This window comes from Hymenobacter sp. BT559 (genome assembly GCF_016427535.1).
Taxonomy (GTDB): Bacteria; Bacteroidota; Bacteroidia; order Cytophagales; family Hymenobacteraceae; genus Hymenobacter.
The window spans coordinates 974,181-989,587 of sequence record NZ_JAELXV010000001.1; the positions used below are offsets into that span (position 1 = coordinate 974,181).

Genomic DNA, 15,407 nt, shown 5'->3' on the forward strand with positions numbered 1-15,407 from the left:
GTAATGCAGACTAGCGGCTTCCAACGCGGCCCGCCAACGCAAAAATCACCCATGAACGGCGAAGACTTTCGGCTTATCGTCCAAACCTATATCTGCCCCATTCTGGCTGGCTCCGTTATCACACCGCAGCTGCTGGAGGCCGAGGGCAGCACGCACGCGCTAGCTGCTCTCAAAAGCAATGGGCAGGCCATGCACCTTAGCCCTAGTAAAAAGGCGGGCTACAAGGTTGAGATAACGCGCCACCAGCCTTTTAGCAGCGACGATACGAAGCTGATAGAAGCCATCATAACCCAAATTGCGGGCAATTTTGACAAAACGCTGGCCCTCTACCAGGAGCGGGTTATCAGCTATGCCATCGAGCTGGGGTTGTGTCGGTTTTTGTGCGCGCCCGAGTACGTGATGCTGGCGGGCATCTTGGATGGGTTCGCAAATTGGTCGGCGCGCACGTATGAGGGGCGCAAGCCCACGTTTACCATCGTGGTCGATTTTGAGGATAAGCAAGTAGTTGATAAGCAGCATCCGTCGATTCTAAACGTGTTGACGGAGGACTTCTTTGCCCCACTCTCGAACAGCGTGGAAAGCGGCATTCTGGTTTCCACGCAGGGCGCGCTGCTGGGCTACGTGTCATTTTTGGAAGGTGAACTGCAAAACAATTCCTACGCCCCGTCGCGGTTTATGTCGGTGGCCAATTATGCCGACAAGGAGCGGGCGTGCTTCACGCTGACCAATAACGGCGAGGTGTTGATTTTCAAGGATAAGAAGCTGTATTTTTCGAAGCGCAACGGCGGCTGGAGCTACTACAACCACGACTCGACCATGCGGATGATGGCCGGCAGCTCCACCGTCGTGAAGCGCGCCATGTACGAAACCATCCTCGACGTATCCTTCGCCCGCACCGGCGGCTGCCTGGCAGCCGTGGCACTAGCCCACGAGAAAAACCTGATAAAGGACGGTGGCCGCCACCCCGACAGCACAATCAAGGAAGCCGATTTGCTGGCCCATCCATCGTCGGTAAAAAGTCAGGCTATCAGGCAGCTAGTGCGGGGGCGAAAGTTTCAGCACATCAGCCGCACCCTGCGCAAAGAGCTGGTAGGCATCGACGGCGCTACCATTCTGAACTACCGGGGCGACATTCTGGCCGTGGGCGCGATTATCAAAATCAGTGGGGGTAGTACGGGCGGCGGCCGCCTGGCCGCCACCGAAACCCTGGCCCCGCATGGCACCGCCATCAAAATCTCGGCCGATGGCATGGTTAAGGCGTTCAACGCGGTGAAGGCTGGCGAGCCGGAAGTGGCGTTTAAATTATAAGGCCCTAGGTGGCACAGGCCTCTAGTTTTTGGCGCAAGCGCTCAAGAGAGGACAAGCGAAGCCAGTTACTCATTCGTAGCGCCTATATGAAAGTAAGCCGTATGAAAATACCTAAATTCATAGCTGCATTTCCACTGTTGCTTTCCCTATCGGCGTTTGGGCAAGGCAACGCATCGCTAACGGATGTGCAGCCAGCCCAAACGGGTCCCGCCCAGATGTTTTTTGCCTCCATGGTAGCGGGCTGCGGGGTGGCAGACTCATTGGCCAAGCTGGATATTAAGAAGCAGATGCCGTTTCTGCTGTTAAAAGGAGGTATTGCCTCAGTCGTTCACGTGCCCACCGACTCATTGGCAGAGCAAAAATTCCAGTTTCACTACTATGATTTTGGTTGCTCCGGGCCCGATGAGGCCTGCGTGCTGGGGTACAACCAGCGCATATTTGAGTACCTGACCAGCAAGTATGGCAAGCGGTGGCTGAAAGCAGTGAGGCGAGATGTGGTGGGGCTCAAAGAATGGAAGCGCACCCAGTAGGGGCGGGGCAAGTAGGGCCAGCACCTTAGCCCGACTGGTACATGAGCTATTGCTGGCGTGACGGCCATGTTTTTGGCTTCATCCTATAGATACCTTTGTGACGCAGCTGTTACCAAATAGGGCTGTTATTGTTACCACATGCGTATTTCTACTTTCGCGGGATTGCTGCTGGCGCTGGGAGCTGCCGGACGGGCCCATGCCCAAGCCCTTAACCCTGAGCAGCCTTGGGGCAGCTGGCTGGTGGGCACGGTACAGCTGCCGGGCACCGCTACTAGCCGCTGGGGAGGCTTTGCCGAAGTGCAGGTGCGTACCAACGCCGTTTTCCACGACTACTTCTACAACGAACTGAAGGCGGGCGGAAGCTTTGACATCGACCCCAACTTTACGGCGACCGTAGCGGGCGGCCGCTACACTACCTCCGATTACCAGGACCTAGGCGCCGGCCCGCTCAACAACGAGAAGCGGCTGTGGGAGCAGTTAGTACTCACGCAGTACTCGCACCGCCTCAAGCTCGAGCACCGCTACCGCATCGAGCAGCGGTGGTTTACGTTTCGCGATGACCGCACCGAGTTTCGGCAGCGCTTTCGCTACCGCCTCAATGCGTTTCTGCCCCTTGGTCACCAAAAGATTGAGCCCGGCACGGCCTTTCTGGTGGCTTACGACGAGGTTTTTCTTAACCCTAGGGGGCCAGTTTTTGAGCGTAACCGCGTGTATGGCGGCATAGGCTACCAGTTCAACAAGCACCTGTTTTTGCAGGTCGGCTACGTCAACCAGGCCAACTACAACTATACCGCCAGCCAGGGGCAGTTCATCTTGCAAAACACGGCCGCCAAAAATAATGTGGTGCTGAACGTGACTTACAAGATTTTGCATAAGAATGCCAAAGCGCAGCCCGTGGAAAAGTTGCCCTCGCAGCCCGACTAAGCGCTGGCCTACCTAGGCTAGTGTGGCGGCCTTGCTCATCCGAAAGCAGGCCGCAGTCGCGGGCAGCCAGGTAGTATAGTACTCTTATTGGAGCTTCCAAAAAATGCCCTAGATGGCATGTTTAGGCGCTTTTGTGCCATAGCCGCAGTAGCAGAAGGCAATACTTTGCCCGGGGAGTAAAAATAAATATGCAGCAAACGGTATCAATGTGGCGTAATGTGTCTACGTTTGTAGTGTACTAGTAATGTAGAACACTAAAGCGCCTTTCACATGGTCCGCATCCGCAACCTGCACTTTGGCTACTCCCGCCAAACGCTCCAACTCGAAAACCTGAATCTGGATTTGCAACGCGGCCGCATCTACGGCCTGCTGGGCAAGAATGGCGCGGGTAAGTCTACACTGCTCAAAAACATCGTAGGGCTAGCCTTTCCGCAGTCAGGCACCTGCGAGCTGGATGGCCACGCAGCCGCGCGGCGTCGGCCCGATACCCTGCAAGACCTGTTCTTTCTGCCCGAAGATGTGCAGGTGCCATCGGTGACAGCTACGCAGCTGGCTGCCAGCACGGGCGTGTTCTACCCGCGCTTCGACGAAGGCGCCTTTCACGAGTACCTGCGAGAGCTCGACGTGCCGTCGATGACGCAGCTCACGGCCCTCAGCTATGGCCAGCAGAAGAAGGTGCTGATTGCCTTTGCCCTAGCTACCAACACCAGCCTGCTAGTATTAGACGAGCCTACCAATGGCCTCGACATTCCGAGCAAGGCGCAGTTTCGCAAGCTGGTGGCGCGGGCGTTGGGGGAGGAGCGGTGCGTCATCATCTCCACGCACCAAGTGCGTGACCTCGATAGCCTCATCGACACGGTACTGGTGCTGCACGAGCGCCGCGTGGTGCTCAACAAAACCATCGACCAGCTCAGCGAGCAGCTCAGCTTTGGCACGGCGCCGGTGGGCACAGCCGCGGCCGATGCGCTGTATGCCGAAGTGGCGGCGCGGGGCCAGCAGGTCATTCGGCCCAACCACGCCGGGGCCTATAGTAAGGTCGATTTGGAATTGCTTTTTAATGCCTTAACCGGTCCGCAGTCGGCCGTGGCTTCCTACCTAACCCAGCGCCAACATGAACCAGTCCTTTAATCTCGCACGTTTTGGGCGCCTGCTGCGCAAGCACACCGCCGAGCACGTCATGAGCTATGCCCTAGGGGCGGGCGTGCTGCTGGGCGGCATGCTGGCAGTGATGGGGTTCTTGACCTACATGGGGGGCGGCCTCAGCCACGACCAGCAAGAAATCTTGTTTACGCTGTTCTTACTGGCGGCCGGCACCTTCTTCGCCACCACCGTGCTAGCTGAATACGGGACTGGCAGCCGCGCCGCGCTGGCGCTCATGCTGCCCGCGTCGCAGCTCGAGAAGTACTTGGTAGCCTGGGTATTCTCGCTACCAGTCTTCCTGGCAATATTCGTGGCCGACTTTTACCTGGTTGACTGGCTAATGATAAGCCTCAGTAGCGAGCCAGATACGGTAGCCAGTGTTTTTCATACCGAGATGCTGACCTCGCTGGGGGGAGTATTCTTAGTGGTGCACGGGGTAGCCTTGTTGGGGAGTATCTCGTTTCGGCGGCAGCAGTTTATCAAGACGGGCTTCTTACTGTTTGCCGCGATGGTAGTGCTTGTTGTTGTCAACTACCAAGTGTTGAGTGCGATGGTAGGGCCGGAGCTGCGAATGTCATTGCCCTTCACCAGCGTGAACCTGAACAATAGCCCCTCTGTGAGCTTACCGGAGGCAAAAAGCCGCCTGCTGCTTCTCCCATTGCTGGCCTTGGTGCCGCTGCTGTGGGCAGCCGCCTACGCCCGGCTTACCGAGAAGCAGCTCTAATCTGCCTTACTTATGGAATTCAATGATAATGAAGCTATTTACCTGCAAATAGCCGGGTATGTGGGCGAAAATATTCTGCGCCAGCAGTGGCCGCCCGACCAAAAGATACCATCGGTGCGCGACCTCGCGGCCGAGCTGCAAGTGAACCCCAACACCGTGATGCGCACCTACGAGTTTTTGCAGGGCCAGGGCGTGGTGTACAATAAGCGTGGCCTGGGCATGTTTGTGGCCCCCGACGCCAGCCAGAAAGTGCAGGCCTTCCGCCGCGAGCGGTTTTTGCAGCAGGAGCTGCCCGCTTTTTTCAATACCATTTCGCTGCTAGGCATCGGCTTTGAGGAGCTGGCTCAGCGCTACGAGCAGTTTAAGGCCGCGCAGGCCGTTACCCCTTCGCTTTCGACCCATGAAAAACAGTAGCAAGTACCTGCTGGCCGCCATATTGGTGCTGCTGGCTTCGCTCACGGCCTACAACATGGCCCTGCGCACCGAGTACCACCTAGGAGCCTACAAAGACCCGCTGCGCGGCTTTGTCACGCTGCCTCTCACGGGCTTCAGCGAAGTCGACGTGCCGGCCGCTACTACGGTGAATGTGAAGGTGGTAGCGGGCCCGTTTAGCGTGCGCATCAACCCCCGGGCGCAGGAGTTTGTGCACGTGCGGCAGCAAGGCACGCGGCTGGTAGTAGAAGCCATTTTTCCGGAGCGCCAGAAGTTTTTGGGCTGGGGCGAGGGCGTTGTGATTAGCTGCCCGCGCCTCACAGCCGTGAGTGCCGATGCGGTGTACCTAGAGGCCGGCCAGCGGCAGGTCGATAAGGGCTACCCCGACAACCGCATCGTGCGGGTGCAAGGCTTTGTGCAAGACAGCCTGACCGTGCGGGCCGACCACGGCAGCCACCTAGAGCTGGCCGGCAACCAACTGGCGTTGCTGCGGGCCACTACTGGCGCCTCGCCCGGCAGCCACGCCAGCCTTACCATAGGGGCCGATAACCGGATTGCGGCAGCCCACCTCGACCTGCAGCATCAAAGTGAAGTAAAAATGAAGGATGTGCTAATTCCGGGGTTGCGCTACCAAGTGTCCGACAGTGCCCAGGCGCTGCTGAGTGGCGCGGCGCTCCGCAGCTTAGTCCAAAAATGAACGCGGAGACTCGGGTAGCCGTAAGCACAAGCCATTAGCTTATAAACTACCTGATTACATGTCTCAGAAAACAGTAGCCGAGATTATCATCGACACCCTACAAGCGGCCGGGGTCAAGCGGGTCTACGGCCTGGTGGGCGACTCACTTAACGGCCTGACGGATACCATTCGAGCCCGCGAGGGGATAGATTTTATCCAAGTGCGGCACGAGGAAGCGGGCGCTTTTGCGGCCGGCGCCGAGGCCCGCATGACCGGCAGCCTGGCCGTGTGCGCCGGCTCGTGCGGGCCCGGCAATACGCACTTGCTAAATGGCCTTTATGACTGCCACCGCAGCCGCATGCCCGTGCTGGCCCTGGCCGCCCAGATTCCAAGTATTGAAATCGGCACGGGCTACTTTCAGGAAACCCACCCCGAGCGCACGTTTCAGGAGTGCAGCCACTACTGCCAGGTAGTGGCCACCCCCGAGCAGGCCGTGCGCATGGTCGAGGGCGCCATTCAGTCGTCGCTGGGCCTGGGAGGCGTATCGGTGCTGGTAATACCCGGCGATGTGCTGCAGCTCAAAGCTGAGGCGCCCGAGCCCCGCATTCCGTCCCTAGGTCACCACAGTGCCTTGGTGCCTGCCAGCACCAAAATTGCCGAAGCCGCCCGCCTACTCAATGATTGCGAGAAAGTGACCATCCTGGCCGGCATAGGCTGCGACAGTGCCCACGCCCAGCTGCTGCAAGCGGCCCAGGCCTTGCAGGCGCCCGTAGTGCACGCGCTACGCGGCAAAGAATGCGTAGAGCCCAACAACCCCTACGACGTGGGCCTGACCGGCCTGCTGGGCATGCCCGCTGGCTACCACGCCCTCATGGACGCCGATGGCATTCTGATGCTAGGCACAGACTTCCCGTACCGGCAGTTCTTCCCCGAAAATGCCCGCGTGGTGCAGGTTGATAAGCACGCCGAGCACCTAGGGCGCCGCACCCGGGTAGAGGTGGGCCTGCACGGCAGCGTTATCGAGACCCTAGGGCTACTGCTGCCGCAGCTGCGCAGCCGCCCCGATGCCACCCACCTGCAAAAAGCCCAGCAGCGCCACCGCGAAGACGAGGCCCACCTGGCCGAGCTGGCCACCGGCGACGCCGGCGATACCAGCCTGCACCCGCAGCAAGTGGCCCGCCTGCTCGACGAGCTAGGTGCTCACAACGCCGTGTATACCTGCGATGTAGGTACGCCCACCATCTGGGCCGCCCGCTACCTGCACATGAACGGGCACCGGCGGCTCCTAGGCTCGTTCATCCACGGCAGCATGGCCAATGCGCTTTCGCAGGCCATTGGTATTCAGCTAGCTGAGCCCGGCCGGCAGGTCATCGCCATGTGCGGTGACGGCGGCTTTGCCATGCTACTGAGCGAGCTGCTGACGCTGCGCCAGCTCAAAGTGCCCGTGAAGGTTATTGTCTTCAATAACAGCGCCTACGGTTTTGTGGAGCTGGAAATGAAAGCCGCCGGCACCCTCGAATACGGTACCGGGCTCGACAACCCCGACTTCGGCAAGTTGGCCGAGGCCGCGGGCGTGAAGGGCTACCGCGTGAGCGACCCCGCCCAGCTCGAAAACGTGTTGCGCGAGGCCCTGGCCCACGATGGCCCCGTAGTGGTCGATGCCGTGGTGAAGCGCCAGGAGCTGAGCATGCCGCCCACCATCGACCGCCACCAGGCCACGGGATTTGGCCTCTACGCCCTCAAAGCCCTCATGGATGGCCGCGGCGGCGAGCTGCTCGAAATGGCTAAGACCAACCTGACGCGCTAGCGAACACCTAAGGCTAGCAAAGGCCAGCGACGGAATAACTGCCGTGCCCTAGGGCACGGCAGTTATTCCGTCGCTGGCTATTTTTTGTGCAAAGAACTCCGTCAGAATGAACACAAAATCTGCTTAGCGCTGTTAAATTTCGCCCCCAGTACCGAACTGGGGTTGCCTTTATCAGCATGACGACGAAAGAAATAAAAGCCCTCATTTCGCTACTCGACGACCCGGAAATTGCTCCCCAGATTCAAAGCGAGATTCAGAACCTGGGCGAAACGATAATTCCGTATCTGGAGGAGTCGTGGGAGGAAACCCTTGACCCTCAGCAGCAGCAGCGCCTCGAAGACCTTATTCACCAACTGCAGTTTGAGGGCTTGCAGCAGCGCCTGCGGGTGTGGCGCGATGCCGGCGCCCAAGACTTGCTCGAAGGTATGTGGCTACTTAACTCGTACCAGTACCCCGACGCCGACTTGCAGGCCCTGAACCGTGCCATCGAGCAGTTGCGCTTTGAGGCCTGGACGCTGCTGCGCTCCGAGATGCATCCCGCCGACCAGGTGCAGGTGCTCAACCACGTCATCTTCCGCAACCACAAGTTTTCGGCGAATACCCAGCACTTTCACTCGCCGGCCAATTCTATGCTCCAGCGTGTGCTGGAAACCAAGCGCGGCAATCCGCTCTCGCTCTGCGTTATCTACCTGCTGGTGGCCCAGCGTCTCGACCTGCCCGTGTTTGGCGTGAACCTGCCCAACCTGTTTGTGCTCACCTATCAGCTCGCCGACCAGCCGCTGAGCTTCTACATCAACTGCTACAACCGTGGCGTGGTGCTATCTAGGGCCGATATTGAGCACTACGTGGGGCAACTCGGCATTACGTCGCAGGAGACTTTTTACCAGCCCTGCTCCAACCTCGACATCGTGCGCCGCGCCATGCGCAACCTGCAAGTGAGCTTCGAGAAGCTGCAAGAGCTAGGCAAAGCCGAAGAGGTTTCGCAGCTGCTGGCCATCCTTACCGAAGACAAGCCCAAGCCCGAAGAAGAGAGCGATGAAGATTAGCAAAAAGTAGCTCGGCTACAACGTATAAGCTACTGGCTCATAAAAAAGGCTCGCTACCCTATTGGTAGCGAGCCTTTTTTGTAGGCGACCTAGGCTCTACTTACCGCTTAATGAGGCAGCCGGCCGCGCGCTTGTCGGCTACGCCGGCCGGGCGGCCAGCCAGCACATTGTCGAGCACCTGCTGCAAGTAGCGCTGCTGCACGCCGCCGGCCACCTGCGGGTTGTCGTCGATGGCGCCGCGGTACCGCACCGCAAAGCCCCCGCCCGCCGGCTGGAGCACCACGGCCTCGGTGGTTTTGCTGACGCCTAGGGCCGCACTGGCCGCGCCGGCCTCATCGGAGTAGGTGGCCAGCGAAGCCCCGCCGCCCTCGTTGGCATCGAGGTTGATGGGCACATTAATGAACATGAACTGCACGCCCCGGCCGCTGTAGGCGCTGCTCAAGGCAGAAAGGCGCTCTTGGTAGAGGCGCGTGAAGGCACAGGCCGGGTTTACGAAGATGACGACTACCGCCTTCTGGCCGGCGTAGGTGCTCAGCGAGGTGCTGCCCCCGCCGTTTTTCTGCACCGTAAAATCACTAACGGTACCGCTCTGCGCCCGCACGACGCCCACCGTGATAGTGGCGGCCAGCAGCACCGCCGCGAGAGCTAAAGAAAGTTTACGAATCGACATGGGGTAGGGTAAAATGAAACCAGGAACTAGCTAGGATTGGTGTGAGGGCCGCTAGGCAAGAGAAGAAAGTGAGTAGCAATAGGTAAGCACGTACCCCTCGGCTGGCCGAAAGTAGCAAATCCGGTGCCGAGAACTGCGGCCGGCCAATTCGAGCCGCGCCGCCAGCTCGCCGGCGCTGGGCCAAGTGGCGGGTGGGGGAGGAGCCGCCGGCAGGTCGAGCAGCAGGTTTTGGCGGAAGATAATGCCCCGCTGCCCGGCCAGCTTATACAGCGTTTCCTTGGCGCTCCACAGCAGGCTGAATAGCTCAATGGTGGTACCAGGCTCGGCGCTGCTACCAAGCTCAGTCGCTGCCAATTCCTGGTCTGTCAAAAACTTGCGGGCAATGCGCAACGCTTTGTCGCGCACCACTTCCACATCGACACCTAAGGCCGTGCCCGCCGGGGCCAGTAGCGCCGCCACCCACTCGCCGGAGTGCGACAGTGATATCGCTGGCCCTAGGTCAGTACCGCTAATCAGAAACGGCCGGCCCGTGGCGTCGTTTTGCAGCAGGAAAGAGCCCGCATCTGGGGCCACGGTGGCCAGCAGGTGGTGCACCAGCACCCGGCCGGCCAGCCACTGCGCCTGGCGCGGGCCATCGGCGCGGGCGGGCAGTAGGGGGCGGTAGGCCTCCGGGGTAGCCAGCTGGGGCCACAGGGCAGTGGGCGTTTCGGTGAGGTGCCAAAGCCCTAGGTGGGCTCCGCCGGGCAGCGGGCGGATGGAATAAAGCGGCATAGCGGGCGGGCAAGCGGCGAAAATAGCACCCACTAGCCCGCACACTGCCGCTCAGGCCCGACCTTTGCGCGCCCATTGCCCGCTTGCTTCCTTCTCTGATGCCGCTTTCCGTGCCCGCCCCTCGCCCCAACGCCCGCAACATCGCCACCCTGGCCGGGCACCGCGATGCCGTGTACGCGCTGGCCGGCCGGCCGGGCTCTGACCGCATATTTTCGAGTGGGGCCGATGGCCTAGTAGTAGCCTGGAATGCGGCCGAGCCCGCCCAGGACGGCGAGCTGCTGGCGCGGGTTGATAACTCGGTGTACGCGCTGTGCGAGCTGCCCGCGCGCGGCCTGCTGGCCCTAGGTCAGAATTTTCAGGGCGTGCAGGTGCTTGGCTTGCAGGATAAAAAGCTGGTGCACGCCACGGCGCTGCCGCCGGTCGCCATCTTCGACCTGGTGTATTCCGAGTCGCGCCAGCGCCTGTACTGCGCCCTGGCCGACGGTACGCTGGCCGTGCTGCGGGGCAGTGACTTTCGGCTCGAAAACCTGCTGCGCATTAGCGACAAAAGCCTGCGCAGCCTAGCCCTGAACGAAGCCCGCCACGAGCTGGCCGTGGGCAGCTCTGACCACCGCGTGCGGGTGCTCGACCTCGATTCGCTGGCCGTAAAAACGACGCTCATGGAGGCGACTAACTCGGTATTTACGGTAGCGTACTCGCCCGATGAGCAGTACTTGCTGGCTGCGGGCCGCGATGCGCACTTGCGCCGCTACGCCACGGCCGACTACGCGCTGGCCGATGAAATAGTGGCGCACATGTACGCCATTAATAACTTGGCCTTTAGTGCCGACGGGCGCTACCTAGGTAGCTGCTCGCTCGACAAAAGCATTAAGCTCTGGGACGCCGACAGCCTGGCCCTGCTGCGGGTGCTCGACCGGGCGCGGGCCGCTGGCCATGGCACCTCCGTCAATAAGCTGGTTTGGCCGGGCAGCCAGCAGCGGCTAGTTTCGTGTAGCGACGACCGGAGCCTGGCCGTGTGGCAATTGGTAACGGGCAATTGACAATAAGCAGAGTGCCATTGCACTCTTTTAAAAACCGTTACTCGTTACCTGCCACTGCTTTTTTACAATTTTCCAGTACCCTTCTGCTGCTTCCTTATTCAGCGCTCATTGCTATTTATTTATGAAAATTACCGCCCTCGATATTCGGCAAAAAACGTTTGAAAAAGCCTTTCGGGGCGTGGATAAGGACGAAGTGCAGGCCTTCCTCCACATGGTGTCGCAGCAGTGGGAGCGCCTAGGTGACGAAAACCGCGAGCTGCGCCTCAAGCTCGAGCACGCGCAGCAAGATGTACAAAAAATGCGCGAGGTGGAAAGCTCGCTCTACCGCACCCTCAAAACAGCCGAGGACACTGGCAACTCCATCACGGAGCAGGCCCAGCGCGATGCCGACCTGCGCCGCCGCGAAGCTCAGCTGCAAGCCGAGCACACGATAGGCGAAGCCCGCCAGCGCGCCCGCACTATCATAGACGAGGCCTACCAAACCGCCGAAAAAACGGTGGCCGACATGCAGAAGGAAGTAGCTGGCCTAGGTCAGGACTGCCAGCGCCTAGAGCAGCAACTCGACACCCTGGTGCGCGACCTGCACCACCTGGCCTCCGATGCGCTGGAGAAAGTGGAGCGTGCCCGCAACCGCCCCAAAAATGGCCCAGCGGCCATCCTTTCGCGAGCGGCGAGCGTACAGGTAAAGCGGCCCGCCGAACCGGCGGTCGCTGAACCCAAGCCCACCCCTGCCATGAACGCGAACATTCCTGCTTTTGCCCCGTCGGCCGCCGCCGTAGCCAGCGCCCCGAGTGCCCCAAGCGCTCCCTCCAACGTTGAGTTTGGCCTGCCCGCTCGCGCCGAGCGGCTAGCTCAGCCCGCCGGCTACAACCCCAAGCCGGGCCAGCAGCCCGACCCCCGCAACCCTGACCAAGCGCCAAGCCCCGATATCGAGCGGCCTTACGCGCCTTCCGAAAACCCCGGTATTTCGCCCGCGCCGCACGTAGACCCGGCTAGCCCATCGCCCGTGCCCGACCCGCCCGCGCCCTATGTGGAGCCCGCCCGCCCCGAGTTTCAGCCCATTGGCCCCGACTATCCTGAGATTCAGCAGCCTGAGCCCATGACGCACCCCGGCATGAAGGCCACAGCTGAGCCGGTAGCGGAAAAGTCGTTTTTTGACGAGATTTAAGAAGTACTTTGCTTCATAGAGAAGGCGCTTGGTAGCTACCAAGCGCCTTCTCTGTTTTAGGATACTATCAATCTTTTGTATTCTATCAAGCGGAAAACCATACCCCCACGCCTGTCATGCTGAGCTTGCGAAGCATCTTATCACACTAGAGCTAGTAATCCTAACGTGAAAAGATGCTTCGCATGCTCAGCATGACAGGCGTGGGGGTAGGATTTCTCTTTTGTGGTAATTCTAAGCGGTGTTGTAGAGGGCCACTGAAGCCTACAGCAGCGCCTTTATCCAGCCGCCATCTACTGGGATGGAGCTAGCCGTGATGTAGCTCGCGCGCGCCGAGCACAGAAACGCTGCCAGCGCCGCAAACTCGGCGGGCTCACCTAGGCGCTGCATCGGGATTTCCTTGGTCCAGCGGGCGGTGGCGTCTTCAGTGGAGATACCTTCGCGGTCAGCCGTAGCCTGGGCCAGGTGCTCGACGCGGTCGGTGCGGGTGTAGCCGGGCAAGATATTATTGACCGTGATGCCGAAGGGCGCCACCTCCGTGGCCAGCGTGCGGGCCATGCCCGTGACAGCGGCGCGCAGGCTGTTCGAGAGCATGAGGCCAGCCACGGGCTGCTTCACGGCAATAGACGTGATGTTGAGGATACGGCCCCAGCCGCGCTCCTTCATGCCGGGCAGCACGGTGCGGGTCAACTCGACCACACTGGTCAGGAGCAGCTTGCTAGCCGATTCCCAGGCTTCGGAGCTGTGCTGCTCGAAGGTGCCCGCGGGCGGGCCACCGGTATTCGTCACCAAAATATCGACTTGCCCGAAGCGGGCCAGGGCGGCCTCCGTCACGCTCGCCACGCCGGCCAGGGTCGAGAGGTCGGCGGCCACGGCCAGCACGGGTACGCCGTGCGTGGCCTCGATGGCGGCGGCCGTTTGCTGCAGGGCCTCGGCGCCGCGGGCGCACAGCACCAGCGAGGCGCCTTCGGCGGCCAGTTCTTCGGCCACGGCCCGGCCTAGGCCCTTACTGGCGGCGGCCACTAGGGCGATTTTACCTTTTATTCCTAGGTCCATACTACTTACTTATTTCTGGCGGAGGTAGGCGTCGCTGCCATCGAGCCAGTCTTGGCGCGGCGGGCTGAACACGTCCACGTCGAGAGTATCTTCGAGCGCTTCGGCCTGGTGCCACACGTTGGACGGAATGCAGAGCACCTCACCGGCCCGCACAATGACTTCTTCGCTCGCGTCATCACCTAAATGAAAGCGCAGCGCACCTTCTAAGATATAAGTAATCTGCTCGTTGATGTGCTGGTGCCGGGGCACGATGGCGCCTTTCTTAAGGTACACGTGGGCAAGCATCATGTCCTGGCCCGTGATGAGGCGGCGGCCAATGGTATCGGAAAGCTGGTCGACGGGCATGTCATTCCAGCGGTGGTGCGTAACCTGGGGGGTAGGTTCCATGCGGATAAGAATGTTGAGCGGGCCAAGTTAGCCGCCAAACTGCTAAGGTGGCTCTGGGCAGTATTTGCGCCGCACTTTTGCCCCGGCGGCTGACCTCAACGGACCTAGGCCGCATCATTCACGCACCCATTTTCTTACCCTCATGGGCCAAATCGCACTCGAAGGACTCGAATTTTTTGCCTTCCACGGCTACTACGACGAAGAGCAGAAAATCGGCAATAAGTACGGCGTCGACCTGCACCTCAAGACCGACCTGCACGCCGCGGGCGCGTCGGACAAACTCGCCGAAACCGTCAACTACGAGGTGCTCTACCGCCTCGTGCTGGCCGAAATGCAGCTGCCCGCCCGCTTGCTAGAGCACTTGGCCCACCGCATCCTCGACCGCATCATGAGCGAGTTTCCGCAGGTAAAGCGCGGGCGCGTGAGCATCTCGAAGTTTAACCCGCCCCTAGGGGGCATCTGCCACCGCGCCCGCGTGACGCTGAGCCGCAAGGCGGGCAGTAATAAAACGAGGGATTAGCTTTTAGCTTGTCGGATAAGCGTTTTATTTGTAGTGCCTATTCATACCTAACGTGTTGCGATGAGCGCTGCTACCCACGCCCCTAATGTGCCTGTTGGCAGCTTGCAGCGCGAAATTCAGGCTGCCTTGCGCGAGCCCGACCCGGTGCTGGCTAACCTAAAAATTACTCGTTGCCACTACTTGCTGGCGCAGGCCTTGCAGCAGCACCTAGGCGAAGGTGCGGGGGCCAATTTTCATTCCTGGGCGGTGTGGGGTTCGCGCAAGGCGGGCGTTACCATCCGGCAGGAGGACTTGGACCAGGCCCGGCGTGATGGCTCGGTGGTGGGGGGCGTGGTAGGGGCGCTGGTGGGCGTGGGCTGCAGCTGGCTGCTGGGCTGGGCCCTAGGGTGGCTACCGGCGGCGGCTTCGCTCGGCGCAGTGTGTGGGCTGGCGGCGCGTCGGCTCATCATCCGACGCAGCCGAGCTCGTTCGGCCAGCTTGATTTTGGCCGGCAACCGCACGGTGCTGGAAGATATTGGGCTGCAAACGGCCCGGTTTGTGGATTGGCTAGCCCAGCCCGCGCCAAGTACGCCATTGGTCTTGGCCGATTTTTTGGCGGAGCTACCAACTGGGTCGGCCAATGAGGAGCTGTTGCCGCAGGCGTTTACGCACTACTTCGAAGCCCGTGCAGCAACAGGCGCGGCCGAAAAGCAACGGGCCACTTACCTAGGCAACTGCTTTGCCGTGTGGCACGAGCACGTGCGCCTAGAGCCCTACATTCAAGGGGCTATGCCGCTGATTATCCGACGCTGCGTGACGCAGCGGCTCCTACAATTTGACATCAGCTCTTTGCGCCTAGCCGTGGCGCAAGATGTGCCGGTGCCCGCTGTGCTGGCTGAAGCGGCTGCCTCGCGCCATGCACCAGCACTAAGCCTGCTGCGCTCGGTGAGTGGGGAAGTTGTCGACGGGGCGTCGAGCTTCGCCGGAACGGCTGCCCGCGATTGGACGCGCATCAGGGAGCGTATGCGCTACGTGTTCGCGCTCTTCCATGCCTTCCATACCGAGCCGCAGGTGTGCCAAGCGCCCTATTCCGCCGACCAACTAGCGGCTATTGAGGCTGGACGCTACCCAACTGGTGCCTGGCACTGAGTAGCTCTTAGGTTTGCTGCTTTGGCAACGTAGGTCCGTATTACCCGCCGCAAAATAGATAAAAAATAATTTGCCTGTATATC

Annotated in this window: 17 protein-coding genes; 13 read left to right on the forward strand and 4 right to left on the reverse strand. The window is 60.5% G+C overall.

Annotation, left to right across the window (positions count from 1 at the left end; all coding sequences use genetic code 11):
* Positions 1–51: 51 nt before the first annotated feature.
* The 9 genes from JAO77_RS04015 (at position 52) to JAO77_RS04055 (ending at position 8,587) form a co-directional block, all read left to right on the forward strand.
* A complete protein-coding gene (locus JAO77_RS04015) occupies positions 52–1,308 on the forward strand; it encodes a hypothetical protein (protein WP_198989006.1) in 1,257 nt (418 codons plus the stop codon).
* 101 nt (positions 1,309–1,409) lie between these two features.
* The gene (locus JAO77_RS04020; RefSeq protein ID WP_198989007.1) at positions 1,410–1,838 is read left to right on the forward strand and encodes an FEKKY domain-containing protein; all 429 of its coding nucleotides are present in this window, start codon (positions 1,410–1,412) and stop codon (positions 1,836–1,838) included.
* Between the two features lie 138 nt (positions 1,839–1,976).
* Positions 1,977–2,762, forward strand: a complete 786-nt coding sequence (locus JAO77_RS04025; RefSeq protein ID WP_198989008.1) for a DUF2490 domain-containing protein — start codon at positions 1,977–1,979, stop codon at positions 2,760–2,762.
* Between the two features lie 270 nt (positions 2,763–3,032).
* Entirely contained in the window at positions 3,033–3,890 is an 858-nt protein-coding gene (locus tag JAO77_RS04030) for an ABC transporter ATP-binding protein (RefSeq protein WP_198989009.1), read from the forward strand.
* Positions 3,874–4,626, forward strand: coding sequence for a hypothetical protein (locus JAO77_RS04035; protein ID WP_198989010.1), 753 nt, complete (start codon positions 3,874–3,876; stop codon positions 4,624–4,626). Before JAO77_RS04030 ends, JAO77_RS04035 begins: the two co-directional genes overlap by 17 nt.
* 12 nt (positions 4,627–4,638) lie before the next feature.
* Positions 4,639–5,040, forward strand: a complete 402-nt coding sequence (locus JAO77_RS04040; RefSeq protein ID WP_198989011.1) for a GntR family transcriptional regulator — start codon at positions 4,639–4,641, stop codon at positions 5,038–5,040.
* Positions 5,027–5,755, forward strand: a complete 729-nt coding sequence (locus JAO77_RS04045) for a hypothetical protein (protein WP_198989012.1) — start codon at positions 5,027–5,029, stop codon at positions 5,753–5,755. Before JAO77_RS04040 ends, JAO77_RS04045 begins: the two co-directional genes overlap by 14 nt.
* Positions 5,756–5,813: 58 nt before the next feature.
* On the forward strand, positions 5,814–7,541 hold the full coding sequence (poxB, locus tag JAO77_RS04050; RefSeq protein WP_198989013.1) for a ubiquinone-dependent pyruvate dehydrogenase: 1,728 nt from the start codon (positions 5,814–5,816) through the stop codon (positions 7,539–7,541).
* Between the two features lie 176 nt (positions 7,542–7,717).
* Entirely contained in the window at positions 7,718–8,587 is an 870-nt protein-coding gene (locus JAO77_RS04055) for a transglutaminase-like domain-containing protein (protein WP_198989014.1), read from the forward strand.
* A 100-nt stretch (positions 8,588–8,687) separates the two neighbouring features.
* On the opposite strand, the gene JAO77_RS04060 is transcribed toward JAO77_RS04055, so the two are convergent.
* Positions 8,688–9,257 (reverse strand): thioredoxin domain-containing protein, encoded by a 570-nt coding sequence (locus JAO77_RS04060; RefSeq protein WP_198989015.1) that lies wholly within the window; start codon positions 9,255–9,257, stop codon positions 8,688–8,690.
* A 51-nt stretch (positions 9,258–9,308) separates the two neighbouring features.
* The gene (locus JAO77_RS04065; RefSeq protein WP_198989016.1) at positions 9,309–10,028 is read right to left on the reverse strand and encodes a 4'-phosphopantetheinyl transferase family protein; all 720 of its coding nucleotides are present in this window, start codon (positions 10,026–10,028) and stop codon (positions 9,309–9,311) included.
* A 98-nt stretch (positions 10,029–10,126) separates the two neighbouring features.
* Here JAO77_RS04065 and JAO77_RS04070 point away from each other — a divergent pair, with 98 nt between their 5' ends.
* Complete coding sequence (locus tag JAO77_RS04070) at positions 10,127–11,068, forward strand: WD40 repeat domain-containing protein (RefSeq protein ID WP_198989017.1); 942 nt, start codon at positions 10,127–10,129, stop codon at positions 11,066–11,068.
* Between the two features lie 121 nt (positions 11,069–11,189).
* Complete coding sequence (locus JAO77_RS04075; protein WP_198989018.1) at positions 11,190–12,236, forward strand: DivIVA domain-containing protein; 1,047 nt, start codon at positions 11,190–11,192, stop codon at positions 12,234–12,236.
* A 261-nt stretch (positions 12,237–12,497) separates the two neighbouring features.
* Here JAO77_RS04075 and JAO77_RS04080 read toward each other — a convergent pair whose 3' ends face one another.
* Together JAO77_RS04080 and JAO77_RS04085 are read right to left on the reverse strand one after the other, a co-directional pair.
* On the reverse strand, positions 12,498–13,289 hold the full coding sequence (locus JAO77_RS04080; protein ID WP_198989019.1) for an SDR family oxidoreductase: 792 nt from the start codon (positions 13,287–13,289) through the stop codon (positions 12,498–12,500).
* Positions 13,290–13,298: 9 nt separating this feature from the next.
* Positions 13,299–13,676: a cupin domain-containing protein gene (locus JAO77_RS04085; protein WP_198989020.1), complete on the reverse strand. Its 378-nt coding sequence runs from the start codon at positions 13,674–13,676 to the stop codon at positions 13,299–13,301.
* 142 nt (positions 13,677–13,818) lie between these two features.
* On the opposite strand from JAO77_RS04085, the gene folB reads away from it, so the two are divergent.
* Both folB and JAO77_RS04095 read left to right on the forward strand, forming a co-directional pair.
* Positions 13,819–14,196: a dihydroneopterin aldolase gene (gene folB / locus JAO77_RS04090; RefSeq protein WP_198989021.1), complete on the forward strand. Its 378-nt coding sequence runs from the start codon at positions 13,819–13,821 to the stop codon at positions 14,194–14,196.
* A gap of 60 nt (positions 14,197–14,256) precedes the next feature.
* Entirely contained in the window at positions 14,257–15,324 is a 1,068-nt protein-coding gene (locus tag JAO77_RS04095; RefSeq protein ID WP_198989022.1) for a hypothetical protein, read from the forward strand.
* Positions 15,325–15,407: the final 83 nt, after the last annotated feature.

Excerpts from the sequence above, each read along its gene's own strand:
- JAO77_RS04015 (WP_198989006.1), top strand. The coding sequence starts at position 52 with ATGAACGGCGAAGACTTTCGGCTTATCGTCCAAACCTATATCTGCCCC.
- JAO77_RS04020 (WP_198989007.1), top strand. The coding sequence starts at position 1,410 with ATGAAAATACCTAAATTCATAGCTGCATTTCCACTGTTGCTTTCCCTA.
- JAO77_RS04025 (WP_198989008.1), top strand. The coding sequence starts at position 1,977 with ATGCGTATTTCTACTTTCGCGGGATTGCTGCTGGCGCTGGGAGCTGCC.
- JAO77_RS04030 (WP_198989009.1), top strand. The coding sequence starts at position 3,033 with ATGGTCCGCATCCGCAACCTGCACTTTGGCTACTCCCGCCAAACGCTC.
- JAO77_RS04035 (WP_198989010.1), top strand. The coding sequence starts at position 3,874 with ATGAACCAGTCCTTTAATCTCGCACGTTTTGGGCGCCTGCTGCGCAAG.
- JAO77_RS04040 (WP_198989011.1), top strand. The coding sequence starts at position 4,639 with ATGGAATTCAATGATAATGAAGCTATTTACCTGCAAATAGCCGGGTAT.
- JAO77_RS04045 (WP_198989012.1), top strand. The coding sequence starts at position 5,027 with ATGAAAAACAGTAGCAAGTACCTGCTGGCCGCCATATTGGTGCTGCTG.
- poxB (WP_198989013.1), top strand. The coding sequence starts at position 5,814 with ATGTCTCAGAAAACAGTAGCCGAGATTATCATCGACACCCTACAAGCG.
- JAO77_RS04055 (WP_198989014.1), top strand. The coding sequence starts at position 7,718 with ATGACGACGAAAGAAATAAAAGCCCTCATTTCGCTACTCGACGACCCG.
- JAO77_RS04060 (WP_198989015.1), bottom strand. The coding sequence starts at position 9,257 with ATGTCGATTCGTAAACTTTCTTTAGCTCTCGCGGCGGTGCTGCTGGCC.
- JAO77_RS04065 (WP_198989016.1), bottom strand. The coding sequence starts at position 10,028 with ATGCCGCTTTATTCCATCCGCCCGCTGCCCGGCGGAGCCCACCTAGGG.
- JAO77_RS04070 (WP_198989017.1), top strand. The coding sequence starts at position 10,127 with ATGCCGCTTTCCGTGCCCGCCCCTCGCCCCAACGCCCGCAACATCGCC.
- JAO77_RS04075 (WP_198989018.1), top strand. The coding sequence starts at position 11,190 with ATGAAAATTACCGCCCTCGATATTCGGCAAAAAACGTTTGAAAAAGCC.
- JAO77_RS04080 (WP_198989019.1), bottom strand. The coding sequence starts at position 13,289 with ATGGACCTAGGAATAAAAGGTAAAATCGCCCTAGTGGCCGCCGCCAGT.
- JAO77_RS04085 (WP_198989020.1), bottom strand. The coding sequence starts at position 13,676 with ATGGAACCTACCCCCCAGGTTACGCACCACCGCTGGAATGACATGCCC.
- folB (WP_198989021.1), top strand. The coding sequence starts at position 13,819 with ATGGGCCAAATCGCACTCGAAGGACTCGAATTTTTTGCCTTCCACGGC.
- JAO77_RS04095 (WP_198989022.1), top strand. The coding sequence starts at position 14,257 with ATGAGCGCTGCTACCCACGCCCCTAATGTGCCTGTTGGCAGCTTGCAG.